Consider the following 25,125-nt stretch of genomic DNA (forward strand, 5'->3'; position numbering starts at 1 on the left):
GCGGTCAGTGAGCGCCCGGATGTGTGGCGACGCGCTCCAGGACGGCGTCGAGTTCGGCGCGGGACCACCAGGAACCGTCCCTCATCACTCCCGCGATCGCGCGGAGACCGGTGTGGCTCGCCAGTGGATCCTCGTCCAGGAGGACCAGGTCGGCGGGCATTCCGGGGGCGATACGGCCGAAAGCACCCTCCTCGCCCAGGAACCGGGCCGGCTCGGTGGTCGACATCCGGAGGATCGTCAGTGGGTCGAGCCCTGCCTCGGCGAGGTGGTCGAACTCGTCGTGAAGGGCAAACCCCGGGATGATCCCGGCAGCCCCGCATGCGTCGGTTCCCGCGACCATCGGGACCCCGGCGTCTGCGAAGGTCCTGGTCATCCTCAGCTGGGCCGCCCAGTGGTTGTGCAGCGCGTCGCGGGTGGCCCCGGGGAGCTTGGAGAACTTCTTCGACGACTTGTCCCAGGCGCGCAGTTCCCCGGGGGCCATGTAGCGGCGCCTCGGGTCCTCGGTGTGTACGGCTGAGTCGCCGAACTGCTGGGTGTGGACCCGGATCAGGGTCGGGCACTGCCAGGTGGAGTGTTCGACGAACAGGGCGGCCAGTTCCTCCGCCTTCCGCTGGTCGTAGGAGCCGTCGGCGAGTTCGTAGGCGTGGGCTTCCTCCTCGGAGGTCCCGGTCGCCGGGTTCGTGACCATGCCCTTGATCAGTTTCATGGCCAGCTTGTCGGCGCCGGGAACCTTGATCTTGGGGATGGGCGGGAGCTTGCGGGTGGCGTGGGCGGCACGGACCTCACCCTCCTTGGAGGAGGCCGCGGCGAACACGGTGACACCAGGGCCGAGGTGCTCGATCGACCACACCCCAGCACGTGCGGCCTCCCGGGGGTCCAGGTCGGCGGGCAGATGACCGCCCAGCCGGATGCCGAGTCGATTCGCCTCCCCGAGGGCTGCCAGGAACGTCTCCCGGGTCGTCATACCCGCCTTGACGAAGTCGGCACCGTCACGGTGCTGTTCCTGCACAGCCCGCACCGCGCCGTCGACGGTGCTCGCGTTCAGCGGGGTGAGCAGGTCACCAGCGGTCGCTTTGAGAGCCGGCGCTCCGGTCGGTTGCGGCAGCGTTCCCTTGCTCCGGGACTCCAGCAGCGCCCTGTTTCCCGACATCTGACGGAAGCCGACGACACCGTTGGCGAGCATCAGCGCATAGGAGCCGTCCACGTCCTCCGGGGTGTTCAAGGCGTGCAGGTGCATGTCCATGAACGCCGGGACGACGAACCGGCCCCGCCCCTCCACCACGTGTGCGTGCGTGGCGGGTGAGCCGGTCGCCGTCACCGAGGTGATCCGGCCGCCCTCGACCACCACGTCCTGGCCGGGGGTGCGCCGGCCGTCCAGCGGGTCGACCACGATGACGTCCCGTAGCAGGACATGCCCCTTGACCGAGGGCTGCTCCACATACCTGCTCATATCTCTCCTTGATGACCTTTTGGCGCCCCTCCAGGGGGCCTGGCGGCCTGTTTCCTGTCAGCGTCAGTCGGGGGACGTCAGGTGGTGAACAGTCGGCGCGCGTTCCGGGTCGTGAGGTCCCGCCAGGTGTCGGTGGCGGACGGTTGCGCCGCCGAGTCGACGGACGTGACCTGGGCGCGCGCCGCGGCGGCTGGTGTCCAGCAGTAGTCGCTGCCGTACAGGAGGCGGTCGGTGCCGAACGCGGCGCCGAGCGCGGGGATCTGACGCGGGAAGGGCGTCCCGGCCATGTCGTACCAGAGCCGGCCGAGCTGCTCCACCGCGCTGGGCGCGTCCTTCGCTCCGCCGCCCACCACGGCGCTGAACATGTCCATGCGGTCGGCGAGCAGCGGCAGCGCTCCCCCGCCGTGGGTCAGCACCCAACGGATCCGCGGGTGGCGGGTGAGGACGCCACGCAGGAGCAGGTCGCTCGCGGTGCGGGCGGTGTCGAAGAGGAACTCCAGCATCGGTCGCGGACGCCCCAGGGACAGTTCGTCGGCGTGCGGCGGTGACGTGGGATGGACGAAGACGAGGGCACCGCGGCGGTCGAGGTCATCCCACAGCGGTTCGAACTTGGGGTCGCCGAGGTAGAGGCCGTGATGGTTGGTCTCCACGGTGACTCCGTCCGCACCGAGTACGTCCAGGGCATGGGCGGTTTCGGCAAGCGAGCCCTCGACGTCCGGCAGGGGCAGGGAGGCGAAGTGACCGAACCGTCGCGGACAGTCGCTCCGGACCTGGGCGCCGGACTCGTTGACGTCCCGGGCGAGGACCCGTGCGGCGCCGTCGTTCCCGAAGTGCACGCCCGGAGAGGAGATCGACACGTACGACTTCTCGATCCCTGAGCGTTCCATCAGGTCGAGATGGCGTTCGACGCTCCATGCCGGCCAGCCGGGCATCCCGTCGGGTTGTTCGATACCCGCGGATCGAGCCGCGGCGACATAGCTGTCGGTGACGAAATGGGCATGGACGTCGATGAGGCCTGTCGGGGTCATGTCGGCTCCCGTCGGATGTAGGTGCGTACCTGAACGAGCGTAGGAACGAAGCCGTAAGGTGGCATGGGTGATGCCGATGAATGAAACAGGGATCTCCGCCGGTGGCGGCCGGCCACGACGCGGAGGGAGGCCCGCCGAAGGGCAACCTGTCATCGATCGGGCGTTCACCCTGCTCAACGCCTTCGACAGCGACCATCGTGCGCAGACTCTCGGCGAGCTCGCGCAGCGAAGCGGTATCCCCCGCAGCAGTGCGCTGCGGATCGCCAGGTCGCTGGTCGACGTGGGTGCGCTGGAGCGTCTCGACGACGGCCGCTACGTCGTGGGCCTCCGATTGCTGGAGACCGCGTCCCTGGCACCGCGCGGTCACGGACTGCGGTCCGTGGCCATGCCCTACATGGAAGACCTCTTCCATGTCACGCGGCAGCACGTGCTGCTCGCCGTACGCGAGCAGGACGAGGCCCTGCTCGTCGAACGGCTTTCGGCACTGGACTCCAGCCCCGTGCGCTACCGCGTGGGAGGCCGCCTCCCGCTCACCTCCACCGGCGCCGGACTGGTGCTGCTCGCCTTCTCGCCCCCGGCCGTCCAGGAGCACGCTATCGCCACCTACGAGCGCGTGGAGGGGCATGACGACATCTGCACCCCGACTGACCTGCGCCGCGTGCTGGCGGAAGTAAGACGTGGTGACCATGCCTTCGGCCGGCAGAGTCATCCCTGGCAGCTCACCACCGTCGCCGCGCCGGTGCGGGACGGCAAAGAGGTGGTGGCGGCGCTGTCCGTCGTGGCACCCAGTACAGGCTTCGCCGATGCGGGCTACGGACCGGCCGTGCGGGCGACGGCACGTGCGATCTCCCGTCGGCTCGAGGAGGACGGACAGCGAGCGGCTCCGCGCATGTCAGCCTCGACGGGGGCGCGTTGACCTTCGCCGTGTCCCGTCAGGGTCGGCCGTGCTGAGCCCGGCCCCCATCGGCATCGAGACCAGCGCCGCCGACCTGACCAAGGACCTGGCCTTCACCGGGCGTCTGGACCGGACGGTCACCGAGTCGTACCCGATGACGACCGGAAAGAAGCGCTCCCAGCAGACCGATTACACCGAGACCGCCCTGTCCTGCACCGGTGCCGCGCCGTCGCGCTGAAGACCTGCGCCACGCCCGTCTGCCCGCGCATCTCGGTGACGAACGGGAGCGGCCAGGCTGCCATGTCGAGGCCGGTCGTGACACCCCACCGCGCCAGGTTCTCCAGGTCCTGCCGGCCGAGCATGTGCATGTGCGTGTCGATCAGGCCCGGCAGAAGTGTCCTGCGGCTTCCGTCGACCACCGCGCCGGGGGTCCCGGCGGCGGCGATAGCCACCACCGCTCAGGCCGCCACGGCCTCGGCGACGACCGCGCTCCAGCGCGCACTGGCCCCAGTGCCGGCCGCGACACTGCGGGACGCCCTGGACCAGTTGCGATCGGTACTGAGCGCCGTCGACGACGCGTGATCCCGGTGCTCACCCGGCCGGCTGGGGCGAGGGCTCAGGCTCGGGTACAGGTTCAGGGTTCGGGTTGGGCGGCTGCGGAATCGGGTCGGGCGCGGGTCCGGGCGGCATGGGGCCCGGCGGTGCGGGTGGCGGGGTGGGCACCGGCGTCGGCGGCCCCGGCACGGGCGGGGGCGTCGGCGTGGGCACGGGGTCGGGACTGGGGTGCGTCATCACGGTCCTCCAGGTCGACGAACGGGACGCGATGGATCTCCTCTCCACCGTCTCCCGGTGCGGCTTCCCTCGCCTGCCGAGTCCATACGTACGCACCGTGACTCCCGGCCAGGGTCCCCCGACCGGGCTCAGAACAGCTCGGGATGGGACCCGAGCTGCCGCTCCGCCCGGCGCACCAGGTCCTCGGGCGCACCGGGCGCCAGATCGGGGTGCCGCAGCGCCCACGCGGCGACGTACGGGCAGAGGGGGACGACGGGTACGCCCTGGCGGGCCGCCAGGGCGTAGAGCTCCCGCGCGAGCGCGCCTGCGATGCCCTTGCCCTCGTGCTCGGGCTGGACGACGGTGTGCACGGCCACGAGCGCACCCGGCTCGGGGTACATCGCGAAGTACCCGATGATCCCCGCGGCCGAGCCGTCCGCGTAGGCCACGAGCTTGCCGCTCTCGCGGTCGTCCCTGATCTCCGTTGCGGTGTTCTTCTCTGCCATGGCGGGTGCTCCCTCGCACGGTGGACGCGTGGGACGGATCAGCCTCGTGCGGGGACGGCCTGCGGGCTGCGCTCGGTGCGCGTACCCGGCACGGGGGCGGACGCGTCGGCGCCCAGGGCCACGATGCGGTTCCCCGCGTCGACATGCACGACGCTCGGCACGAGGGCACGTGCCTCGGCGTCGTCGACCTGGGCGTAGCTGATGAGAATGACCAGGTCGCCGGGGTGCACGAGGTGGGCGGCGGCGCCGTTGATCCCGATGACGCCGGAGCCTCGCTCCCCCTCGATGACGTACGTCTCCAGCCGGGCGCCGTTGTCGATGTCCACGATGTGCACGAGCTCGCCGGGCAGCAGGTCCGCGGCGTCCATGAGGTCGGCGTCGACCGTCACGGAACCCACATAGTGCAGGTCGGCCTGGGTCACGGTGGCCCTGTGGATCTTGGACTTGAACATGGTGCGCATCATCGAGGTACTCCTGGCCCTAGGCTCCCTGCCTGCGTTTTTGCAGGTCAAGTGCTGTTTCCCTACCTTACTACGAGTCGTGTGCCGGGTCAGCTCCCACCAGGTCACGGGCAGTGCTGCTCCGGGCGGGCCACGAGAACCTCGACGCCGTCGGCCTGGAGGGCGTCGAGGTCGAAGGCCGGGATCCCCGAGTCGACGATGACAAGGTCGAAGGCGGTCACGGGGGCCAGCTGGTAGAGGCCTCGGCGGCGGAACTTCGTGTGGTCGACCAGAAGGATCTTGCGCGCGCAGGCATCCATCAGGGCACGCTTCACCGCCACCGTCTCCTGCGACTGGTGGTAGCAGTGGCCACGGGTGATGGCGGTCGTGGAGGCGAAGAGCGTGTCGGCACTGAGACTGGCCACGGCGTCCACGGTGCGCAGGCCGAGGAAGGCGTCGTAGGCGGGGTAGTAGGTGCCGCCCAGCGAGATGAGTTCGATGCCCGGGCTGCCGGCCAGCGACTGGGTGACGGGGCCGAAGTTGGTGATCACGGTCAGCGGGGCGTGCTGGTCCAGGAGCCGGGTGAGCGCCAGGGCCGTCGTGCTGTCGTCGATGACGACCGCCTGCCCGGGCTTGACCAGAGGGAGGGCGGCGCGGGCGATGGCCTCCTTGGCCGCCGTCATGGCGCCGGCACGGTGGCGGACGTCGCCGTGGAAGGCGGTCGAAGGCTGAGCGGTCGCGCCTCCTCGGACCTTCCTCAGCCAGCCTCTGTCCTGCAGGTGGTCGAGATCGCGTCGGATGGTCATGGCGGTCACGCCCAGCTCGTCCGCCAGTTGCTCGATCCGGACGAAGCCCGTGTCCACGACACGGGCTTTGATGCGCTCCCGCCGTTCGCGGGGCTTCCTGCCGCTCACATCGGCCGGCTGTCGGTCCTCTGCTCCCACAAGCGCTCCTGTTCGTTTTCTGTGAAGTGAACATTCCTTGCAGATGCTGTCGCCGCGCTCCGGAACGAGGACCGACGGCCGGGCTCCGCATCCCGAATGCCGGACCCGGAAGCCGAGCGAACATCGAATACGGGGGAAACGGCACTGCAATTGTTCAATTACTGCGGCCCGTTGACACAAATGAAACATCTGAGTTTCCTGAGCGTTGCCTTCAGCGTCCACGCGCAGGGAGTGGAACATGAGAAGACCGGCACATCTTGTTCTCACCGGCATCCTCGCCATGGGCGCCCTCGTGTCATGTGCGGAGGAACCCGGCACGACCGGCTCCGGCGGAAACGGAAGCGGCAGTGGAAGCGGCGTGGGCAAGGTCGCGTTCCTGATGCCCGACCTGGCCTCCACCAGGTACGAGCAGTACGACGCCCCGCTCTTCAAGAAGCGCATGGGAACGCTCTGCCGGGAGTGCAAGGTCATCTATCAGAATGCCGACAGCGACGCGGCGTTGCAGCAGCAACAGGCCAACTCAGCGATGGCGCAAGGCGCCAAGGTCATCGTGCTGGACCCGGTCGACTCCGACTCGGCGTCCACCATCGTGCAGATGGCGCATTCCCAGGACGTCAAGGTGATCGCCTACGACCGCCCTGTGTCGAAGAAGCCTGCGGACTTCTACGTCTCGTTCGACAACGAGGCGATCGGCGAAGCCATCGGCCGCTCACTGGTCGGCCATCTCGACAAGACAGGAGCGAAGGGCGGCCTGCTCCAGGTCAACGGCTCTCCGACCGACGCCGCTGCCGGGCTGATCAGGAAGGGCATCCACAAGGCCGTGGACGACAGCGGGTTCGATCTGCTCGCCGAGTACGACACCCCGGACTGGTCGCCGGAGAAGGCGCAGCAGTGGGTGAGCGGGCAGATCGCCCAGCACCCCGGCCGGATCGCCGGTGTGGTGGCCGCCAACGACGGTACAGGGGGCGGCGCGATCGCGGCCTTCAAGGGCGCCGAGGTGAAGGTCCCTCCGGTCACCGGCAACGACGCCGAGCTCGCGGCGGTCCAGCGCGTCGTCTCGGGCGACCAGTACAACACCATCTCCAAGCCCATCAGGACGGTCGCCGAGGCGGCGGCGGTGGCCGCCCATCAGCTGATGGAGGGGAAGACGCCCGAGGCGGACACGACGCTCTTCGACACGCCTTCGCAGCTGTTCGAACCGACGGTGGTGACGCGGGACAACATCGGGAAGGTCGTCCTCGGCCCCGGCGGGGTACTCAAGGCAGCGGATGTCTGCACCCGGGTGTACGCCGACGACTGCCGGCGTCTGGGCATCGAGTAGCGGCGTGCTGTACCGGAGCGGGAGAGGGTACGTATGACGAGCTCCATGATCACGAGTGCCGCTGGCCGGGGCCCGCTGGACGGACCTCCACCGGCGCGGCACGGTTTCCGCGACAGCGTCCGCGACACGGTCCGCCGGGCCAGGGCAGGCGATCCGGGCATGCTGCCGGTCGTCGCCGGGGTCGTGGTGATCTGGACGATCTTCCAGTCCCTGAACCGGACGTTCCTCTCCAGCACCAACCTGGTGAACCTCGCCTTCGACATGGTGTCCCTGGGGGTGATCGCGCTCGGCGTGGTGTGCGTCCTGCTGGTCGGCCAGATCGACCTGTCGGTCGGCTCCGTGAGTGGTGTCGCCGCCGCCACCACGGGCGTGGTGATGGTCCGTCATGAACAGTCGGTGTGGCTGGCGGTCCTGCTGGCAGCCGGTGTCGGTGCGGTGATCGGCTGGGTATACGGGCAGATGCTCAACCGCTTCGGCGTGCCCAGCTTCGTCGTGACCCTCGGCGGCCTGCTGGCCTTCCTCGGCACCCAGCTCTGGCTCCTGCGCGGCCAGAACGCCATCAACCTGCCGTACAACTCCGGCCTGGTGCGGTTCGCCCAGGTGTGGTTCGTCCCCGAGGCGCTGGCCTACGCCCTCACGCTCCTGGCGGCCGGGGGGTTCCTCGCCGTCGGTCTGGCGCGTGCCCGCGGTCGCCATCGCGCCGGACTGCCGTCCGACTCACCTCGGTGGCTGCTCGTGCGCTCCCTCGTGCTGACGGCGGCCCTGCTGTTCGCGGTGTACTACCTGAACCGCACCCGCGGTGTGCCATGGATGTTCGTGCTCTTCGTCGCCCTGGTCCTGATCCTGCACCACGTCCTCACCCGGACGGGGTTCGGCCGGTCCCTGTACGCGGTGGGCGGTAACGCGGAGGCCGCGCGCAGGGCGGGTATCGACGTACGCGCCGTGTACACCGCGGCGTTCGTCATGTGTTCCACGCTCGCCGCGACCGGTGGGGTCCTGGCCGCGGCCCGTCTCGCGGCGGCGAACCAGAGCACGGGCACTTCGGACGTGAACCTCAACGCCATCGCCGCCGCGGTGATCGGTGGCACGAGCCTCTTCGGCGGCCGTGGTTCGGCCTTCGCCGCCCTGCTCGGCGTCCTCGTCATCCAGTCGATCTCCAGCGGGCTCACCCTGCTCAATCTCGACTCCTCGTACCGCTTCATCATCACGGGCTGCGTGCTGCTGGTCGCCGTCGCCCTGGACTCCGCCGCCCGCCGCTCGCGGCAGGCACACGGAAGGGGCTGAGAGCATGACGTCGCTGGCCATCGACGCCGGCACCACCACGGTCAAGGTCGTCGGATACGGCTCCGACGGGAGCGAACTGACGGTCAGTCATCGCTCGACCCAGGTGCTGAGGCCCGAGCCCGGCCGGGCCGAGCAGGACATGGACCAGGTCTGGGAGGCAGTCACCTCCGCGACCCGCGAAGTCGTGGCCGCGCTGCCGGAGCCGCCCGAACTGGTCGCCGTCACCGGGCAGGGCGACGGGGCGTGGCTCGTCGACGACCGGGGGCGCCCCACCGGGCCCGCCGTGCTGTGGAACGACGGCCGGGCCGCCGGTCTCGTCGCGGGGTGGGAGCGCGACGGCACCCTGGAGCAGGCCTTCAGGATCTGCGGTTCCCGGCTGTCCACGGGTATGCCCAACGCGGTACTGGCCTGGATGCGGGAGCACGACCCTGACCGGACACGCCACGCACGCCACCTGCTGACCTGCGGCGGCTGGCTCTTCCTGAAGCTCACCGGGGAGGCGGCCGTGGACGAGTCCGAGGCGTCCGCGCCCTTCCTGGACATCGGGCGCCGCACCTGGTCCGACCGGCTGTTCGAGCTGTACGGCCTGGAGTGGGCCCGAGAGCTGCTGCCCGGGCTCCGTGACGACGACCACCGTGTGACGGCGCTCAGCACCACGGCCACCGAGGCGACCGGGCTGCCCGCGGGCATTCCGGTGGTGCTGGCGCCCTACGACATCTGCGCCACCGCCATCGGCTCCGGGGCCGTCAGCACCGGCCGGGCCTGCACCGTGCTCGGCACCACGCTGTCGACCGAGATCGTCAGCGACTCGGCCGGCGGTGTGCTCACCGACGAGCCGGTGGGCATCACCGTCACCCTGGGCGTCCCCGGGCACTATCTCCGCGCCTTCCCGACCATGAGCGGCGGCGACATGCTGCTCTGGGGCGCACGGCTTCTCGGGCTCGACTCCGTCAGCGGCCTGATGACCCTGGCCGAGCACGGCTCCGACGGCACGGCCGGAGTGCGCTTCCTGCCCTATGTCTCATCGGCCGGCGAACGCGCCCCGTTCTTCGACCCGGGAGCCCGTGGTTCCCTTTCCGGCCTGTCCCTCGACAGCGGCCGGGAGGATGTGGCCCGCGCGGTGGTGGAGGGCGCCACCATGGCCATCCGTGACTGCCTCGCCGCCTCCGTGGCCACCCCGGAGCTGTTGACCCTCAGCGGCGGCGGTGCCCGCAGCGTGTACTGGACGCGGCTGATCGCGGATGTCGTCGGCCTGCCGGTGGCGATTCCCGCCGACGCCGAGACCGGGGCCCGCGGCGCCTGGCTGACCGGCATGGTCGCGACGGGCCGCGAGCCGGACTTCGCCACGGCTGCGGCACGGCACGTACGGATCTCCGCGACCTGTGAGCCGGACCCGGCCAAGGGCCAGGCCGTGAGCGCTCGTTACGCGGAGTTCCTCCGGTTGCGGGAGCTGCACCGGCCCATCTGGGCGCTCGGGCGCGAGGGCTCGGGGCTCTCCGGCGGAGCGCGCACATGACCGACGACGCCGGCCCTGACGTGTGGCTGGGCATCGACCTGGGTACGCAGGGGGTCCGCGCGGTCGCCGTGACCTCGGACGGCCGGCTGCTCGGCACGGGGTCGTCGCCGCTGACCAGTGACCGGCGGGGCGAACGCCATGAGCAGGACCCGCAGCAGTGGTGGCGTGCGGTCTGCTCGGCCGTAGGACAGGCCTGCGCCGCGGACGCCGACCCGCGTCGTGTCGGGGCGGTGGCCGTCGACGCGACGTCCGGAACCATCGCGCTGACCGACCGGCACGGCAGGTGCGTCACGCCCGGGCTCATGTACGACGACGGCCGTGCCGGTGTGGAGACCGAGCAGGTCAACGCGGTCGGCGAACAGCAGTGGGCCAAGGCCGGCTACCGGCGGATGCAGCGCTCCTGGGGGCTGCCCAAGCTCCGCCGGCTGCTCGACCGGTATCCGCACGCGGTGACGGACGGCTGGCGTCTCGCCCACCAGAGCGATGTGATCAACCGCAGGCTCGTCGGGCACGAGGTACCCACCGACACCAGCAACGCCCTCAAGACAGGGGCCGACGCCGCGACAGTGACCTGGCCCGAACAGGTACTGGCCGAGCTGGGCATCCCCACCACGGCCCTTCCGGACCTGGTGCTGCCGGGCACCGTCATCGGAGAGGTCTGCGCCGGTGCCGCGGCCGAGTGCGGGCTCGTCCCGGGAATCCCCGTGGTCGCCGGGATGACCGACGGCTGTGCGGCCCATCTGGGCTCCGGGGCGACCGCCGTCGGCAGCTGGAACTCGGTCCTGGGCACCACGCTCGTCCTCAAGGGTGTCTCGAAGGACCTGCTGCACGACCCGAACGGTGTCGTCTACTCCCACCGCTCCCCCTCAGGCCACTGGCTGCCCGGCGGCGCTTCCAGCACCGGTGCGGGCCTGGTCGCCCGGGAATTCCCCGGTGCGGACCTGGACCGGCTGAGCGACGACGCCGCGCCACTGCTGCCCACCGGGCTGCTGCGCTATCCGCTGGTCTCCCCCGGGGAGCGGTTCCCCTTCGTCGCCCCGGACGCCGTGGCGTTCCGCAGCCGGGAACCGGCGGGCCGCGCCGAGGACTTCGCCGCGCTGATGCAGGGCGTCGCATACCTCGAACGCCTCTGCTTCGCCTCCGTGGAACTGCTCGGCGCCCCGACCGACGGGGCCGTCGTCCTCACCGGCGGCGCGACCCGCAACCCGGTGTGGAACCAGCTCCGCGCCGATGTGCTGGGCCGGCCCGTGTCGCTGCCCCGCCAGGCCTCTCCCGCGCTCGGCATGGCCGTACTCGCCGCCTCCGCCTTCGGGGGTCCGGGCGGTCTGGACCGTGCCGCAGCCTCGATGGTGCGGCCAGGCCGGACGCTGGAGCCACGGGCCTCGCAACGATCCACGCATGACGAGGGCTACGTCCGGCTGCTCGATCTGCTGGTCCAGCGCGGCTGGCTGCCCGAGAGCGTCGCGGCCCACGCACGGAAAGGGACCGCACCATGAGCCTTCATGTCTTCTTCGTCCGCCACGGGGAGAGCGTCTGGCATGACGAGAACCGCTACGCCGGGGTCAGCGACATCGACCTGTCCGAGCGCGGACGCGCCCAGGCCGCCCGGCTCGCTTCCTGGGCGGGGCGGGCGGAACTCACGGCGGTCTGGTCATCCCCGATGCGACGCTGCCGGCGGACCGCGGAGGGAAGCGCGGCCCGCGCCGGTCTGCCGCTGCATCTCGAACCACGGCTGCGTGAAGTCGATTTCGGCGTCGCCGAGGGGATGACCCGCGCCGAGATGCGGGAGAGCCTTCCGGGCACGCTCAAGGCCTTCGACGCCGACCCGGTCGGCAGCCACTTCCCGGAGGGAGAGGATCCCGTCGCCGCCGGCGAACGCTACGCCGGCTTCCTCGCCGCTCTGCGGGCCGGCCACCCGGAGGGTCGCGTCCTCGTCGTGGCCCACTCCACCGCGATCCGGCTCGCCCTGTGCCGGCTGCTCGGGGTCCCGCTGCGTGACTACCGCCGTGTCTTCCCCTACCTGGCCAACTGCGCGTTGAACGAAATCGTCCTCGGCGACGGCACACCCTCGCTGCTGTCGCTGAACCAGCACGTGACCCCAGGAGTACCCGAGTGACCACGATCCTCGCGGCCGGCGACCACTTCGTCCGTAACTCCCTGCTCACCGACCGCATCCGGCCGGTGGCGCCCGGGGCCACCTTCCGCGAACTGACCCTGCCCTGGCCCGTCGAGCCCTTCGGCGCTGTGGCCGAGGTCGACGAGGCATCCGGTACCGAGGACCAGCTCATCGAGGCGTTGGACGGTGTGGACATCTGCGTCACCCAGATGGCACCGCTGACGGAACGGGTCCTCGACGCCAGCCCGGGGCTCCGCCTGTTCTGCGTCGGCCGGGGCGGCCCGGTCAACGCCAACCTCGCGGCCGCCACCCGGCACGGCGTCGCGGTCACCTTCGCTCCCGGCCGCAACGCCATTGCCACCGCCGAGCACACCGTCGCCCTGATGCTGGCCGCCACCCGCCGCGTCCCCGCCACGCACCAGGACCTCAGCGCGGGCGTCTGGCGGGGCGACTACTACGACTACGACAGCGTCGGCCCCGAGCTGGCGGGCAGCACGGTCGGCATCGTGGGATACGGCGCCATCGGCTCCCGGGTGGCCCGCATCGTCCACGGCTTCGGTGCCCGTGTCCTGGTCGCCGACCCGTACGTCGGCGAGGCCGGCCTGGCGCAGGCGGGCCCGGTGGAGCTGGTGGGCCTCCCCGAACTGATGCGCCGCTCGTCCTTCGTCACCCTGCACGCCCGGGCCACCCCCGGGACCGAGCGGCTACTCTCCCGTGAGCTGATCGGGCTCATGCCTCCCGGCGGCGTACTCGTCAACTGTGCCCGCGGCTCCCTGCTCGACTACGACGCCGTCTGCGACGCCCTGGACGAGGGCCGGCTCTTCGGCGCGGCCTTCGACGTCTATCCCGAGGAGCCGCTGCCGTCCGGCTCCCGGCTCCGGCGCACCCCCCATGTGGTGATGACCCCGCATCTGGCCGGCGCCAGCAAGCAGACCGCCCACAACGCGTGCGCCCTCGTGGCCGGTGAGGTCGCCCGGTTCCTGGCCGGCCGCGCCCCTGCCCACTGCGCCAACCCGGAGGTGCTGCGGACCCGGTCCTGACCGTGGGCCCACTTGGCCGGGCGGAACCGTCGGCTGTAGTTTGTCATCCGTTGATGACATCAGTGGATGACATACCGCGCCCGGAGAGCCTCGAATGAACGGAATTCCCGTACGCTTCCGCCCCCGTAAGGGCCCGGGGAGCGGTGCCCGCAGCCGAATACTGCTGCCCTCGCTGATGTTCACGGCTCTGTCGGTGTCCGTGATCAGCACGCTGGGGGCCCCGATGGTGCCGACCATCGCGCGCGAACAGCATGTGAGCCTGAGCGCGGCGCAGTGGGTCCTCACCGTGACCCTGCTGGCCGGAGCGGTGTCCGGCCCGGTTCTCGGCAGGCTCGGGGACGGACCCGGCCGGCGCGGGGCCATCCAGGGTGCGCTGGGCGGGGTGCTGGTGGGCAGTGTCCTGGCGGCGACCGCTCCCTTCTTCGGTCTGCTCATCGCCGGGCGAGCCCTGCAAGGTCTCGGAATGGGCCTGATGCCACTGGCCATCTCCGTCGCCCGTGAACACCTGCCGGCGCAGCGCATGCGCACCGGGATCGCCTCGCTCTCCATCACCACATCGGTGGGAGCCGGCCTCGGCTATCCGGTCACCGGGATCATCGCCCAGCACCTCGACTACCGGGCGGGGTTCTGGTTCGCCGCGTGCCTGAGCGCCGTCGCCCTCGTGGTGGTCTCCCTGGTCGTCCCCGCCGGCTCCGCGGTCCCGCGACGTCCCCTCGACGTGACGGGTGCCGTGCTGCTCTGTTCCGGTCTTGCGCTGCTCCTGCTGGCCCTGAGCCAGGGGGTGGCCTGGGGCCCGGCCTCGCCCGCCACCCTCGGATGCCTCGGCGCGGGCGTCCTGGTGCTCGCCCTGTGGATGGTGCAGGCTTCGCGCGCCAGGCACCCGCTGGTCGACATCCGGCTGGTCCGCAACCGCGCCGTGCTGGCCGCCAACACCACGGCCTTGCTGATGGGCATCGGCATGTACGGGGTGCTGTCCCTGGTCAACCTCTTCACCCAGGTACCCGACGGGGCCGGCTACGGCTTCCACCTGTCCCTGTCCGCCACCGGTCTCGTCCTGATGCCCCTGTCCCTGGGCAGCATCACGGCCAACCGTCTCGCTTCGGCCCTGGTGCTGCGGATCGGGCTCTACCGGGTGCTCCCCCTGGGCGCGCTGCTGGTCTGTGTGGACCTGATCATGCTCGCCCTCTGGCGGGACCACCTGAGTGTCCTCGTCCTGGGCACGTTCCTGCTCGGCAACGGCGTGGGGGCGGCGTACGCGGTCATGCCCCTGCTCATCGTGCGTCATGTCCCGCCGTCCGAGACCGGGAGCGCGACGAGCTTCAACCAGGTCCTGCGCACGGTCGGCGGTTCGGTGGGCAGCGCCGCCATCTCGGCGATCATGCTGGCCCACACACCGGCCGGCGCCGCCTTCCCGACCGGTGACGCCTACACCACGGCCCTGCTGGCGACGGCGGCCGCGTCCTTCCTCGGTGTCGTCGCCGCCGTGGCCATGCCGCCGCGCCCGGCCGACGGCTCCGCGGGGGAGACCGTGGGGGTGGCGAGCGGCGGGGGCATCGGTGCGCCGTCGGACGGAACCGGTTCGGGTATCGTCCGCCGTGGTTCCTGACCGGCGACGGAACCCACGGAAAGGACGACCGATGGGCTCGGAGACGGACCGCCCGCGCGGCAGGAAGCGGGACTCCGACGCCACCAGGGCCGCCCTGCTCGCCGCCGCCCGGGACCTGTTCGGCCGGCATGGGTACGAGGCGGTGACGCTGCGGGACATCGGCGAACGCGCCGGGGTCGACGCCTCCCTGATCGCGCGGTACTTCGGCGGCAAGGTCGCGGTCTACCGGTCGGCGGTGGCCGAGGACACCCGCGAGGTGAGCGCGTCGGCACAGACCTTGGACCTCGGCTCCTTCACCGCGTACGCCCTGCACCGGGCCGACCGCAGAGGAGCGCCGGGTCCGCTCGTGCAGGCCCTGCTGTCGCAGAGCAGCGCCCCGGAGGTGCGCGCATCGGCGGCGGACGAGATGCGCACCCGGCTCATCTCACCGCTGGCCGGCCGACTGGCGGCGGAGGGCGCCGACGACCCGGAGGGGCGTGCCGAGGCCCTCATCTCGTGTCTCGTCGGTGTCATCGCGATGCGGTCGAGCGGCCTCTTCGACGGCTTGTCCGCGATGCCGCCCGAGACGATAGGCGCCATTCTGGAGGCAGCAGTGCAGGCACACACGCAAGGCGGCTCCACGCCCGGTCCCGCGCAGTGCCGCCAGGGCTCAGCTCCGCCCGTCGACGAGGCCTGATTCCCAGGCCCAGGCAGCGATCTCCACACGGTTGCGGGCCGACAGCTTGGTCTGCACATTGCCGAGGTGGGTCTTCACCGTGCCCACCGAGATCGACAGCTCGGCGGCGATCTCGGCGTTGGTCAGCCCTCTGGCCACCAGACGTACGAGGTCGTTCTCCCTGGCCGAGAGCGCGGTGTGCGGCTTCCTGGGGGCGGGCACCGAGCTGTTGAGCTGCTTCAGCAGCCGGACGGTGATGGCCGGGCTCACCAGCGCCTCGCCGGAGGCGGCCGCTCTGATGGCCTCGACCAGCAGGGCGGGGCCCGAGTCCTTGATCAGGAAACCGGAGGCGCCTTCGCTCAGGGCGCGCTGGACGTACTCGTCGTCGTCGAAGGTCGTGACCACGACGACCTTCGGCGGATTCACGGTGCCTGGGCGGGTCAGCCTGCGCAGCGCCTCAAGACCGTCCATGCGGGGCATACGGATGTCCATCAGCACCACGTCGGGCCGGTGACGCCCGGAGAGCTCCACCGCGTGCACCCCGTCCGTGGCCTCCGCCACGACCTCGATGTCGTCCTCCGCCGCGAGGATCATCGCGAAGCCCGCACGGACCATGGCCTGGTCGTCGGCGATCAGTACCCGGATGGTCATGCGACGGTCACCGCCCCGGCGGACGCCGGGAGCGACGCCTCGACTCCCCAGCCGCCCGCCGTCACCGGGCCGGCCTGCACGCTCCCGCCGATCAGGCCGACCCGCTCGGCCAGGCCCTTGAGACCGAAGCCGCCGTGGGAGACATGACGCGGCCGTCCGTCGTCGCTGACCCGTACGGTGACCCGGTCTCCCGAGCGCGCCATGCACACCCGCACCTCGGTACATCCATGAGCGTGTTTGCGTACGTTGGTGAGCGCCTCCATCACCACCCGATGCGCGGTGGTGGTCACCTCGACCGGCAGGCCGTCGAAGCTCCCCTCCAGATCGAGGTGCGCCCGTGCGCCGCCGACGGCCGAGAACTCCTCGACGAGCGAACGCACCTCACCGATGCCGGCCAGCGGCGTCAGCGCCACCTCTCCGTCGGCGTCACGCAGCATCCCCACCATGTGACGCATCGATGTCAGCGCCTCCGAACCCGCCTGTTCGATCCGCTGGAGCGCGGGCGGCACCAGTTCGGGCCGGCGGCCCGCGATCACCCGAGCCCCCTGCGCCTGTACGACGATGCCGGTCACATGGTGGGCGACGAAGTCGTGCAGGTCCCTGGCGAACTCCGTCCGCTGTTCGAGCCTGAGAGCCGCCGCCTGTCGTCTCCGGTCCACCAGGAGCAGACGCATCCCGAGGCCGGTCCCCAGGGCCATGACGGCCACCAGCGCGAAGAACAGCGCCATGATGGTGGTGGTGTCCCGCACGGAGATCGATACCGGACGCAGCACGATCGCCATGAGCAGTACGGGGACGGCCACTGTCGCCCATGATGGCTTCCCTCGTCGGGCGACGACCAGCAGGATCCATATCAGGGCCGCCGGTTCGGCGGCCCCCAGCGCCAGCGAACCGACCGACGCTCCCAGGTGCAGCGCCACCGAGAGACACAGTGACATGACCGCGAGTGCGCTGCCGGCTGCCGGCAGCGCCCGGTTGCCCAGCCGGGGCGAAGCGACGACGAGAGCTACGCACAGCAGCGCGCCCACCATCTTGGCCGGGCCCAGTACACAGGGGGCGGAGTCCAGGATCTGGTAGGAACCGCCGATCCGGTCCAGCACCAGGAGGGCGAGCAGGGACCCGACCAGCAGCAACCTCGACGCGCCGGACAGCACTCGCGCACGCCGCGCCTGTCGCACGGCTGCGGATGGAGTCGCCACGGCGGTCACCGTCTCGAGCATCTCTCTCACTGTCCTTCCGCCGACCGGCCGAAAGTCGGAGTCGGCCGCGCATGATCTGTCTTTCGCCCGATCCGCCGCGGGGCGCGGCGGAGAAGAGTGGTGTCCACCGGGCGGCGTTCGCCTTTCGTCACCCGATGAGCATGTCATGATCACCGCCGAACCCTCGCCCTCGGGCCGGGGACAGGAGTCACACAGATGAAGCACCCGGAGACGCACCACGGCAGCGGAGCGGGGTCCGCACGACCCGTCGGCGGCTCGGCGATCGAGGCCCAGGGGCTCGGCAAGAAGTACCGTCGCGGCTGGGCGCTGCAGGATGTCTCCTTCCGGCTCCCGACCGGGCGGGTGTGCGGCCTCGTCGGCCCCAACGGTGCGGGCAAGAGCACGTTGATGGGTCTGGCCACGCACATGATCCGGCCCACGACCGGCGCGCTGCGGGTGTTCGGCGCGGCACCGGGGTCGACGGAAGCGGTGCTGCGGACCGCGTTCCTGACCCAGGAGAAGCCCCTGTTCCGGCGGTTCACCGTGGCCGAGACCCTGCGGCTCGGCCACGAGTTCAATCCCCGCTGGGACCAGGAGGTGGCCGAAGGCATCGTCCACGCGGGCCGGGTGCCGCTGGAGGCGAAGGTCGGAACGCTCTCCGGCGGACAGCGCACCCGCGTCGCCTTCGCCCTGGCTTTCGGAAAGCGACCGGATCTGCTCATCCTCGATGAGCCGATGGCCGACCTCGACCCCCTGGTCCGCCGTGAGCTCATGACCACTCTCAAGACGGAGGCCGCCGAACACGGCACGACGGTGCTGGTGTCCTCACACATGCTCGCCGAGCTCGAGTACATCTGCGACTACCTCCTGGTCATCGCGAACGGCGGTCTGCGTCTCGCGGGTGAGGTGGACGAACTCCGCGCCGCACACGCCGTGCTGGACCTCGCGGGCGACGGCTCGTCTCTCGCAGGCACACCGCACAGGGTCATCGAGCCACGTGGACACGAGGGCCGGCCGGGAGCGCTGGTGCGTCTCGACGAACCGATCGCGTACGGCGGACCGGCCGAGCCTCCCACCCTGGAGGAGCTGCTGCTCGCCTATCTGCGCTCACCGGACGCACCCGGGCTCATCGCTCCCAGCGCCCGGGTCGGCGACATCCACGACATCATCGTCCACGACGGTACGAAGGCTGTGACCGCATGACCACGCTCACCCATGACCCGGCCCGTACGGCGCCCGCCGGACCCGCACGAAGCGGCCGGGGACCCCGGCTCGGCGGTCCGCTCTGGCTCGTCTGGCGCCAGCACCGCGCCGCGTTCTGGACGCTCATCGCCGTCACCCTCATCGGCGTGCTCGTCATCGCCTTCCTGCGCGGCCAGATGATGGACATCCTGGCCGCCCAGGACGCGACCTCCCGGAAGTCCGGCAGCCTGCCACCCGAGTTCGAGACGAACGCCAACCGGCTCTTCCGCGTCGGGAGTTACCTCGGCTACATCCCTGTCCTGGCCGGTGTGTTCCTCGGTGCCCCGCTCATCGCGGGCGACCTGGAGTCCGGGACGGCGAAGCTGGTGACGTCGCAGTCCGTCAGCCGGCTGCGGTGGCTCACTGTGAAGCTCGCCGTTCCCGCCGTGATGCTCACCCTGTCCACCACCGCCCTCACCGCCGCCCTGACCTGGTGGTGGAGCCCGGCCAAGGGGCTTTCCGAAGGCCTCATCTGGACCTCGTTCTTCAGCGTCACCGGCGTTGTGCCGGTGGCCTACGCCCTGCTCACGTTCGCCGTGGGTGTGGCGGCCGGCCTGCTCCTGCGCCGGACGCTGGTGTCGATGGTGGTCACGCTCGGCATCGTGGTGGCGATCGGATTCGTCTGGGACGAGACCTGGCGGAGTCTGGGGCACATCATGTCGGTCAGCACCGACAAGGGCGTCGGACCCGATGCCGTGCAGCCGGAGCTGCCCGCCCAGGCGGAGCAGCAGGGAGAGGGCACCTACTTCCTCACCAGCTCCGGAGACCGCCTGGACTGGACCACGTGCCTCGATCAGATGGACAACACCCGGGCGCACACCGCCTGCCTGAAGTCCGAGCACGTCGTCGGCTGGTCCGTCGACTACCTCCCCGTCTCCCAGATGCACACGATGCAGTGGCTCGGAGCCGGTGCCATGCTCGCCGTCACCGCCGGCATCGTCGCCTTCATCGTCCTCTGGGGCCGCAAGCGGCTCCTGTGACCCACGTCCGAGGGGCCCTCCGGTGATGTACCGGGGGCCCTTGCGGCGTTTCGTCAGTCCCCCACGACGGCCAGGCGCTCGCTGATGGTCCCGGCGGCGCGGCTGACGGCCGCCACCACCTCCCCCAGCCGGCGGTCGGAGACCCGGTGCTCCAGCGCGGCCACCACACTCCCCCGAGGATCCGCGGACCGGGGCGGCGATGCCGAGGATGTCCGTGTCGAGTTCGCCCCGGCTGATCGTGTATCCGTCGCGCCGGATCTCCGTGAGCCGCTCCATGAGGACGTCGACATCCGTGATCGTGCGCGCGGTGAACCGCTGCAGCCGCTGGGTCGCCAGGAGTTCGCGGCACCGCGCATCGGGCAGCCACGCGAGCAGCGCGAGGGCCGAGGCTCCGGTCAGATGACCCGGAAGAGATCGCCCGCCGCGTGGACGTCGGTCAGGTCCTCGATGCCGCGGAGGTTGTCGCACAGGGCGTCCAGGACCGTGCCGGGCCGGGCGGCTCCCGGGGCGCCGACGGCCACGCCGAAGCAGCGGAAGCCGAGTGCGCGCCTGGCGTCGTTCCAGCCCCGCATCCACCCTTCGGTGACGTCGCACTCCCCGTCCGTGATCATCACGATGTCCCCGCGCCGGCGTCCGTCGGTGTTGAACTCCTCCTCCAGCAGGCCGACGGCCGCCGAGAGCGGCGCCCGGTAGTTGGTGCCGCCCCCGTAGAAGTGCTCGGCGAAGTCGATGACGTCCGCGATGCCGACGGGCCCGGAGGCCGGGAAGCGGCACACCTTCACGGACTCGGCCGAGGAGAACAGGATGCCGACGAAATCGCGCTTCGCCCGGCGAGCCTGGTCCAGCAGCGCGAGAGCGCACGCCTTCGACCACGCCTCTCCGGTGATCCCGCCGGGTCCTGGCCGGCTCATGGAGTTCGAGCAGTCGACGCACGCGATGACGGCGCCCTTCCCTGTGGTCTCCTCCCCTCGGCTGTCGTACAGCATCAGCCTCGACTCGGCGTACCTCGCGGCGAACACGCTCCTCATGGCAGGTACTCCGAGATTGGCCAGCTCGGAGGGGATGACCCGGGAGAGGTCGTCGCCCAGGGTGATGCCGACGAGCTCGCCCCTGGCGTGCTCGACCTTGCGGGCGCGTTCCCCGGCGGCCATCTGCCGGAACCTGCCGATGAGGTCGGCGAACCGCCCCAGCCGGCCCGAGCGCAGCCGCTCGGCGAGCTCGGCCCGTCGGCCGAACGGCATCCGCTCCAGCTCGCCCGGGCCCAGGCCCCACGCGCGCATCAACTCGCGCTCCTCCCGGGACTGCTCGACGGCCCCGGCCGTGGCGCTCCGTGCGGCCGCACGGATCCCGGGGGCCGCTGCGGCGAGTGCCTGCCGCGCTTCCTCGTCGGCCTGCCGAGCGGCGGCGTCAGCGGCCTCGGCCGCCTCGATCGCCCGTACCAGGGCCTCGGCCGCGTCCTCGGGCACCGAGCCGTCCTCTTCCGCCTCCGCGGCAGCCTGCTGGAGCGCCCCGGCGACGTCACCCGCCGCCCGCCCGGCGTCCTGCCTGGCCTCCTTCGCCCGGCGGGTCCGCTCCGCCGCTCGGCCGGCCTGCTCCAGCATCGCGCGCAGGGCGTCGGCCCCCGCGAGCACACTCATCGCCGCGGCGTAGGGGTCACCGGACGTCTCGCGACGCAGCTCGGCGAACTCCGGGCTGCCCGTCATCGCGGTGACGACCTCGTGGTTGACCAGCCGCGATGTGTCCATGTCGGCGTGCTCCCGCATCCGGGGGCTCACCTTGTAGGCGGCCAGGAACACATCCGCGAGCAGGTCATCGGTGTGGTCATGGCGCTCGTTCAGGTCATGGGCGAGCCGGCGCAGCCCGGCGGCCTGGGCGTAGGTGTCGCGCCAGGCCATCGTGTCGAACCTGTCGGCGACCACCACCGCGGTCGCCTTCGGCTGCTCGGGGCCGGCGGAAGGACCGAGCCACTTCCCGGCGCGGCCGGTCAGTTCCGCGAGTGCCGTCAGGGCCTTGTCCATGATCGTGTCCCCCGCCGCTCAGAGCTGGGCCTGCACGATGCTCGCGTCCACACCGAGCGCTTCGGTCAGGACGCGGGCGTGGACGGCGCGCCGGAGGATGATCACACGCTCGACGGTGGATGTGGACCGTCCGTCGGTGCCGGCCTCCCTGCGCAGCTTCTCCAGCTTCTTGGCGGCCATGTTGAGCTTGGTGATCGCCTCCCTGATCGCCCAGTCACCCAGCGCCTCGCGGGACTGACCGGCCTTCGCGTCGAGTTCGGCCTCCAGCTCCTCGATGGCGTCGGCGAGGTCGAGCGCCTCCCTGGCGTCGGGGTTGACCAGGTGCAGGACCTCACGCTCGACGGTCGGACGTTCGGCCGGCGAGTCCCACAGCACATGGGTGAGCACCGACAGGTCGTTGCGTTCCACCGTGTCGCGGCCGTCCAGGAAGGCGCTGGCCTGGAGCAGCCGGACGGACTGCCGCCAGCGGCGGTCGGAGGCGATCAGCTCCTTACGGCGCAGAGCGGCCCGCAGCGTGCACACGGCGTCCACGATCGTGTCCGGGACGCCCACGGCCGGTACCGCCTCGTTCACGGCCTGCTGCAACTCCCCCAGCCGCACCGTCGTCCGGGCGGCGACGGCCGGCGCGGCGACGGCGGAGCGCACCAGTCCCGCGAAGTTGGAGGGGTCGGCGAGATAACCCACCTCGATCCGCACCAGCAACCGGTCGTAGATCGCGGCGCTGTCCTCCCCGGAGGGCAGTTCGTTGGACGCGGTGATCGCACTGATCAAGGGGCAGTGGATCGGCTCGCCGCCGTTCTCCGGGTGGTAGATGCGCTCGTTGAGCAACCCGAGGGTCTCGTTCAGGGCGGCCGTGGAGCACTTGAAGATCTCGTCGATGAACGCGATGTGCGCGGTCGTCGCACGGCCGTCGAAGATCTGCCGGTACTCGCCCCGGCTCAGCGCGCCCACGTCGATCGGCCCGAACATCCGGGTCGGCGCGGTGAACTTGCTGAGCAGGATCTCCCAGTAGTTCGCCTGCTCGACGCGGCCCGTCAGCTCTCGCGCCAGCTCCGACTTGGCGGTTCCGGGCGGACCGAGCAGAAGCGCGTGCTGACCGGCGAGCATCGCCACCGTCAGCGTACGTATGACGTCGTCCCGCTCGTAGAACAGACCTGACAGTTCACCGGTGATCGCCCGCAGTCGCTGCGCCGTGTCCGTCGCGCCCATCGCCATCTCCCTGCTCGACAACCCTGCTCGGGATGGAGGGTTACGGGGCCGGCCGGCCCGCGCCCTCATTATGCCGACTCGATGAGTGTGGTTTTCACACGTAATTACTGACGGATAAAAGCGCTCGACGGGCATTCAGGCAGCGAATTTCGGACTCTCCACAAAGGGCTGACTCCATGAGCGCCCCGGCCTGTTAGCGTCCCGAAGGGACGGGTGAAGTCCAGCAGGAGGAGGTGCGGGGTGCGAGCAGCGGCTGTCCGGTTCGTGCTCGCGATCCTGATGGGCCTTCTCCTGGCACCCCACTCCGGCACGGCATCGGCCGATGCCCGGACCTCCGCCCCCGCGATGCGTGCGGTCACCCTCCCGAACGCGACCGTGGGTGAGGCCCACGGGGAGTACGGCACATGTGGAACGCCCGATCGCGGGGGCGAGGCCAACGGCCTTCCCCGCCACCGGCATCGCGCCGCCACCGCCCCGGACGCGCCGTCGCGTTCCGCTGTGGCGGCGGCCCTCTGCGGCATGTGCGCACCGGCGGCCGCAGCCGCGCCGGACAACGCGCGTCGCACCCCCAGGTCCTCGGCTGCGCATTCCTCCTCCCTCCAGGTGTTCCGCTGCTGAGCTGACCCGAGGCGCTCGGCGATCCACCCTCTGCCCCGGTCCCGCGGGACCGTCGGCACGGCTTCCCATGTGTCGCTCCGCCTTCCGGGACCAGTTCGTACGTATGCCGACGCGCCGCTTTTCGGCGCGCCAGGAGGAATCACCGGAATGCCGAACATCGTCGCCTCGTTTCCCCGTCTGCGGCAGGATTTCGCCGCATCACTCGTTGTCTTCCTTGTCGCTCTGCCGCTGTGCGTGGGCGTGGCCGTCGCGTCGGGGGTTCCGGCTGAACTCGGCCTGATCACCGGCATCGTGGGCGGTCTCGTCACCGGTTTCATGCGCGGCAGCAGTCTCCAGGTGTCGGGGCCGGCCGCCGGTCTCACCGTGCTCGTCCTCGAAGCGGTGCGGTCCTTCGGACTGCCCGCGCTCGGGGTGATCGTGCTGGCGGCGGGGGTGCTCCAGCTGGCCATGGGCGCGCTGCGGCTGGGCCGCTGGTTCCGGGCCATCTCGATCTCGGTCGTCGAGGGCATGCTCGCCGGCATCGGCCTCGTCCTCATCGCGGGTCAGCTCTACGCGGCCGCCGGCGCCGAGGCGCCGCTCTCCGGCACGGGCAAGCTGGCCGGCGTACCGGGGCTGGTCGCCGACAGCGTGTCCAGTCCCACGGCTCTCGCCTCGATCGCGGTCGGCGCCTCGACCGTCGCCCTGGTGGTGGGATGGAACAGGATGCCGAAGCGGGTCCGTGCCGTTCCCGGCGCACTCGCCGCGGTCGTCCTGGCCACCCTCGTCACCTCGGTGTTCGCCCTGCCGGTCAGTACGGTTCAGGTCCAGGGGCTGCTGGACGCCGTGCGGGTACCCGGGCTCTCCGACTTCGGCGGGCTCGCGAGCCCGGGCCTGCTGGGAACGGTCGCGGCCTTCACCCTGATCGCCTCCGCCGAGAGTCTCTTCAGCGCGGCCGCGGTGGACCGGCTGCACGACGGTCCTCGCACCTCGTACGACAAGGAGCTGATGGCCCAGGGCGTGGGCAACACCGTGTGCGGTCTGCTGGGTGCGCTGCCGATGACGGCGGTCATCGTGCGCAGCGCGGCCAATGTGCGCGCGGGCGCGCGGACCCGGGCCGCGCGGGTGCTGCACGGTGTGTGGCTGCTGCTGTTCGCGGCACTCCTTCCGTCCACGCTGGGGCTCATCCCGCTGCCCGCCCTCGCCGGCATCCTCATCCACGCCGGATGGAGGCTGATCCCGCTGCGCGCGCTGGTGGTGCTGTGGCGCGAGCACCGGGGCGAGGCGCTGATCCTCGTCGTCACGGCCGTGGCGATCGTCACGGTGAACATGTTCGAGGGCGTCCTGACCGGTCTGGCGCTGTCGGTGGCCAAGGCCGCGTGGGACGCCTCCCACGTCAGGCTGGAGGTGCTCGACAGCAGTCCCGGCCTGGTGCGGGCCCGGCTGTCGGGCAACGCGACCTTCCTGCGGCTGCCGAAGATACTCGACAGCCTGGAGGCCCTGCCCAAGGACCGGCCCGTCGCCCTGGATCTCTCCGGGCTGCACCACCTCGACCACGCCTGCCGCACTGCTCTGGAGAACTGGGCGGAGAGGCACAGCTCCTCGGGGACCGAGCCGGTACGGCTGACCCGGACGGACGTGGCGAAGGCCGCCCCCTGAG

General features: G+C 71.0%; 24 protein-coding genes and 1 pseudogene. 15 read left to right on the top strand and 10 right to left on the bottom strand.

Annotated elements, in window-relative coordinates:
• Nucleotides 1-4: 4 nt before the first annotated feature.
• The gene (locus AB0C75_RS33580; RefSeq protein WP_362895938.1) at nucleotides 5-1,450 is read right to left on the bottom strand and encodes an amidohydrolase family protein; all 1,446 of its coding nucleotides are present in this window, start codon (nucleotides 1,448-1,450) and stop codon (nucleotides 5-7) included.
• Nucleotides 1,451-1,527: 77 nt separating this feature from the next.
• The gene (locus tag AB0C75_RS33585) at nucleotides 1,528-2,478 is read right to left on the bottom strand and encodes an amidohydrolase family protein (RefSeq protein WP_362895940.1); all 951 of its coding nucleotides are present in this window, start codon (nucleotides 2,476-2,478) and stop codon (nucleotides 1,528-1,530) included.
• Nucleotides 2,479-2,548: 70 nt separating this feature from the next.
• On the opposite strand from AB0C75_RS33585, the gene AB0C75_RS33590 reads away from it, so the two are divergent.
• The 3 genes from AB0C75_RS33590 to AB0C75_RS33600 all read left to right on the top strand — a co-directional run bounded on the left by AB0C75_RS33590 (nucleotide 2,549) and on the right by AB0C75_RS33600 (nucleotide 3,955).
• Nucleotides 2,549-3,394, top strand: coding sequence for an IclR family transcriptional regulator (locus AB0C75_RS33590; protein ID WP_362895942.1), 846 nt, complete (start codon nucleotides 2,549-2,551; stop codon nucleotides 3,392-3,394).
• Between the two features lie 28 nt (nucleotides 3,395-3,422).
• Complete coding sequence (locus AB0C75_RS33595; protein ID WP_362895944.1) at nucleotides 3,423-3,611, top strand: hypothetical protein; 189 nt, start codon at nucleotides 3,423-3,425, stop codon at nucleotides 3,609-3,611.
• Between the two features lie 134 nt (nucleotides 3,612-3,745).
• Entirely contained in the window at nucleotides 3,746-3,955 is a 210-nt protein-coding gene (locus tag AB0C75_RS33600) for a hypothetical protein (protein WP_362895946.1), read from the top strand.
• A gap of 338 nt (nucleotides 3,956-4,293) precedes the next feature.
• On the opposite strand, the gene AB0C75_RS33605 is transcribed toward AB0C75_RS33600, so the two are convergent.
• From AB0C75_RS33605 to AB0C75_RS33615, 3 genes are all read right to left on the bottom strand, one after another.
• Nucleotides 4,294-4,650: a GNAT family N-acetyltransferase gene (locus tag AB0C75_RS33605; RefSeq protein ID WP_362895948.1), complete on the bottom strand. Its 357-nt coding sequence runs from the start codon at nucleotides 4,648-4,650 to the stop codon at nucleotides 4,294-4,296.
• 38 nt (nucleotides 4,651-4,688) lie between these two features.
• Nucleotides 4,689-5,114 (bottom strand): aspartate 1-decarboxylase, encoded by a 426-nt coding sequence (gene panD, locus AB0C75_RS33610; RefSeq protein WP_362895950.1) that lies wholly within the window; start codon nucleotides 5,112-5,114, stop codon nucleotides 4,689-4,691.
• Nucleotides 5,115-5,215: 101 nt separating this feature from the next.
• Nucleotides 5,216-6,004: a DeoR/GlpR family DNA-binding transcription regulator gene (locus AB0C75_RS33615; RefSeq protein ID WP_362896002.1), complete on the bottom strand. Its 789-nt coding sequence runs from the start codon at nucleotides 6,002-6,004 to the stop codon at nucleotides 5,216-5,218.
• A 268-nt stretch (nucleotides 6,005-6,272) separates the two neighbouring features.
• On the opposite strand from AB0C75_RS33615, the gene AB0C75_RS33620 reads away from it, so the two are divergent.
• The 8 genes from AB0C75_RS33620 (at nucleotide 6,273) to AB0C75_RS33655 (ending at nucleotide 15,593) form a co-directional block, all read left to right on the top strand.
• A complete protein-coding gene (locus tag AB0C75_RS33620; RefSeq protein ID WP_362895951.1) occupies nucleotides 6,273-7,355 on the top strand; it encodes a sugar ABC transporter substrate-binding protein in 1,083 nt (360 codons plus the stop codon).
• A gap of 159 nt (nucleotides 7,356-7,514) precedes the next feature.
• On the top strand, nucleotides 7,515-8,639 hold the full coding sequence (locus AB0C75_RS33625) for a sugar ABC transporter permease (protein WP_362896004.1): 1,125 nt from the start codon (nucleotides 7,515-7,517) through the stop codon (nucleotides 8,637-8,639).
• 4 nt (nucleotides 8,640-8,643) lie between these two features.
• The gene (locus AB0C75_RS33630; RefSeq protein WP_362895953.1) at nucleotides 8,644-10,155 is read left to right on the top strand and encodes an FGGY-family carbohydrate kinase; all 1,512 of its coding nucleotides are present in this window, start codon (nucleotides 8,644-8,646) and stop codon (nucleotides 10,153-10,155) included.
• A complete protein-coding gene (locus AB0C75_RS33635) occupies nucleotides 10,152-11,651 on the top strand; it encodes an FGGY family carbohydrate kinase (protein ID WP_362895955.1) in 1,500 nt (499 codons plus the stop codon). Before AB0C75_RS33630 ends, AB0C75_RS33635 begins: the two co-directional genes overlap by 4 nt.
• On the top strand, nucleotides 11,648-12,271 hold the full coding sequence (locus AB0C75_RS33640) for a histidine phosphatase family protein (protein ID WP_362895957.1): 624 nt from the start codon (nucleotides 11,648-11,650) through the stop codon (nucleotides 12,269-12,271). The genes AB0C75_RS33635 and AB0C75_RS33640 overlap by 4 nt, the downstream gene beginning before the upstream one ends.
• Nucleotides 12,268-13,311: a 2-hydroxyacid dehydrogenase gene (locus AB0C75_RS33645; protein WP_362895959.1), complete on the top strand. Its 1,044-nt coding sequence runs from the start codon at nucleotides 12,268-12,270 to the stop codon at nucleotides 13,309-13,311. The genes AB0C75_RS33640 and AB0C75_RS33645 overlap by 4 nt, the downstream gene beginning before the upstream one ends.
• A 94-nt stretch (nucleotides 13,312-13,405) precedes the next feature.
• Nucleotides 13,406-14,917, top strand: a complete 1,512-nt coding sequence (locus AB0C75_RS33650; protein ID WP_362895961.1) for an MFS transporter — start codon at nucleotides 13,406-13,408, stop codon at nucleotides 14,915-14,917.
• A 31-nt stretch (nucleotides 14,918-14,948) separates the two neighbouring features.
• Nucleotides 14,949-15,593 carry a TetR family transcriptional regulator gene (locus AB0C75_RS33655; RefSeq protein WP_362895962.1) on the top strand — a complete coding sequence of 215 codons (645 nt, stop codon included), beginning with the start codon at nucleotides 14,949-14,951 and terminating at the stop codon, nucleotides 15,591-15,593.
• Here the strand turns inward: AB0C75_RS33655 and AB0C75_RS33660 are convergent.
• On the bottom strand, nucleotides 15,567-16,223 hold the full coding sequence (locus AB0C75_RS33660) for a response regulator transcription factor (RefSeq protein ID WP_362895964.1): 657 nt from the start codon (nucleotides 16,221-16,223) through the stop codon (nucleotides 15,567-15,569). The two genes, AB0C75_RS33655 and AB0C75_RS33660, sit on opposite strands and share 27 nt — an antisense overlap.
• Nucleotides 16,220-17,443, bottom strand: coding sequence for a histidine kinase (locus tag AB0C75_RS33665; protein ID WP_362895966.1), 1,224 nt, complete (start codon nucleotides 17,441-17,443; stop codon nucleotides 16,220-16,222). Before AB0C75_RS33665 ends, AB0C75_RS33660 begins: the two co-directional genes overlap by 4 nt.
• Before the next feature lie 195 nt (nucleotides 17,444-17,638).
• On the opposite strand from AB0C75_RS33665, the gene AB0C75_RS33670 reads away from it, so the two are divergent.
• The gene (locus AB0C75_RS33670) at nucleotides 17,639-18,625 is read left to right on the top strand and encodes an ABC transporter ATP-binding protein (RefSeq protein ID WP_362895968.1); all 987 of its coding nucleotides are present in this window, start codon (nucleotides 17,639-17,641) and stop codon (nucleotides 18,623-18,625) included.
• Entirely contained in the window at nucleotides 18,622-19,644 is a 1,023-nt protein-coding gene (locus tag AB0C75_RS33675) for an ABC transporter permease subunit (protein WP_362895969.1), read from the top strand. The genes AB0C75_RS33670 and AB0C75_RS33675 overlap by 4 nt, the downstream gene beginning before the upstream one ends.
• Nucleotides 19,645-19,872: 228 nt before the next feature.
• On the opposite strand, the pseudogene AB0C75_RS33680 reads toward AB0C75_RS33675, so the two are convergent.
• From AB0C75_RS33680 to AB0C75_RS33690, 3 genes and pseudogenes are all read right to left on the bottom strand, one after another.
• Nucleotides 19,873-20,112 (bottom strand): annotated as a pseudogene (locus tag AB0C75_RS33680) (IclR family transcriptional regulator C-terminal domain-containing protein); the annotation flags it as partial.
• Nucleotides 20,040-21,662: a VWA domain-containing protein gene (locus AB0C75_RS33685; RefSeq protein WP_362895971.1), complete on the bottom strand. Its 1,623-nt coding sequence runs from the start codon at nucleotides 21,660-21,662 to the stop codon at nucleotides 20,040-20,042. The gene AB0C75_RS33685 and the pseudogene AB0C75_RS33680, both read right to left, overlap by 73 nt.
• An 18-nt stretch (nucleotides 21,663-21,680) precedes the next feature.
• Nucleotides 21,681-22,871, bottom strand: coding sequence for an AAA family ATPase (locus AB0C75_RS33690; protein ID WP_362895973.1), 1,191 nt, complete (start codon nucleotides 22,869-22,871; stop codon nucleotides 21,681-21,683).
• Nucleotides 22,872-23,111: 240 nt separating this feature from the next.
• Here AB0C75_RS33690 and AB0C75_RS33695 point away from each other — a divergent pair, with 240 nt between their 5' ends.
• On the top strand, nucleotides 23,112-23,489 hold the full coding sequence (locus AB0C75_RS33695; RefSeq protein WP_362895975.1) for a hypothetical protein: 378 nt from the start codon (nucleotides 23,112-23,114) through the stop codon (nucleotides 23,487-23,489).
• Nucleotides 23,490-23,636: 147 nt separating this feature from the next.
• The gene (locus AB0C75_RS33700) at nucleotides 23,637-25,124 is read left to right on the top strand and encodes a SulP family inorganic anion transporter (protein WP_362895976.1); all 1,488 of its coding nucleotides are present in this window, start codon (nucleotides 23,637-23,639) and stop codon (nucleotides 25,122-25,124) included.
• The last annotated feature ends 1 nt before the right edge of the window (nucleotide 25,125 follow it).

The sequence above is a fragment of the Streptomyces sp. NPDC048565 genome, assembly GCF_040650935.1.
Lineage (GTDB): Bacteria > Actinomycetota > Actinomycetes > Streptomycetales > Streptomycetaceae > Streptomyces.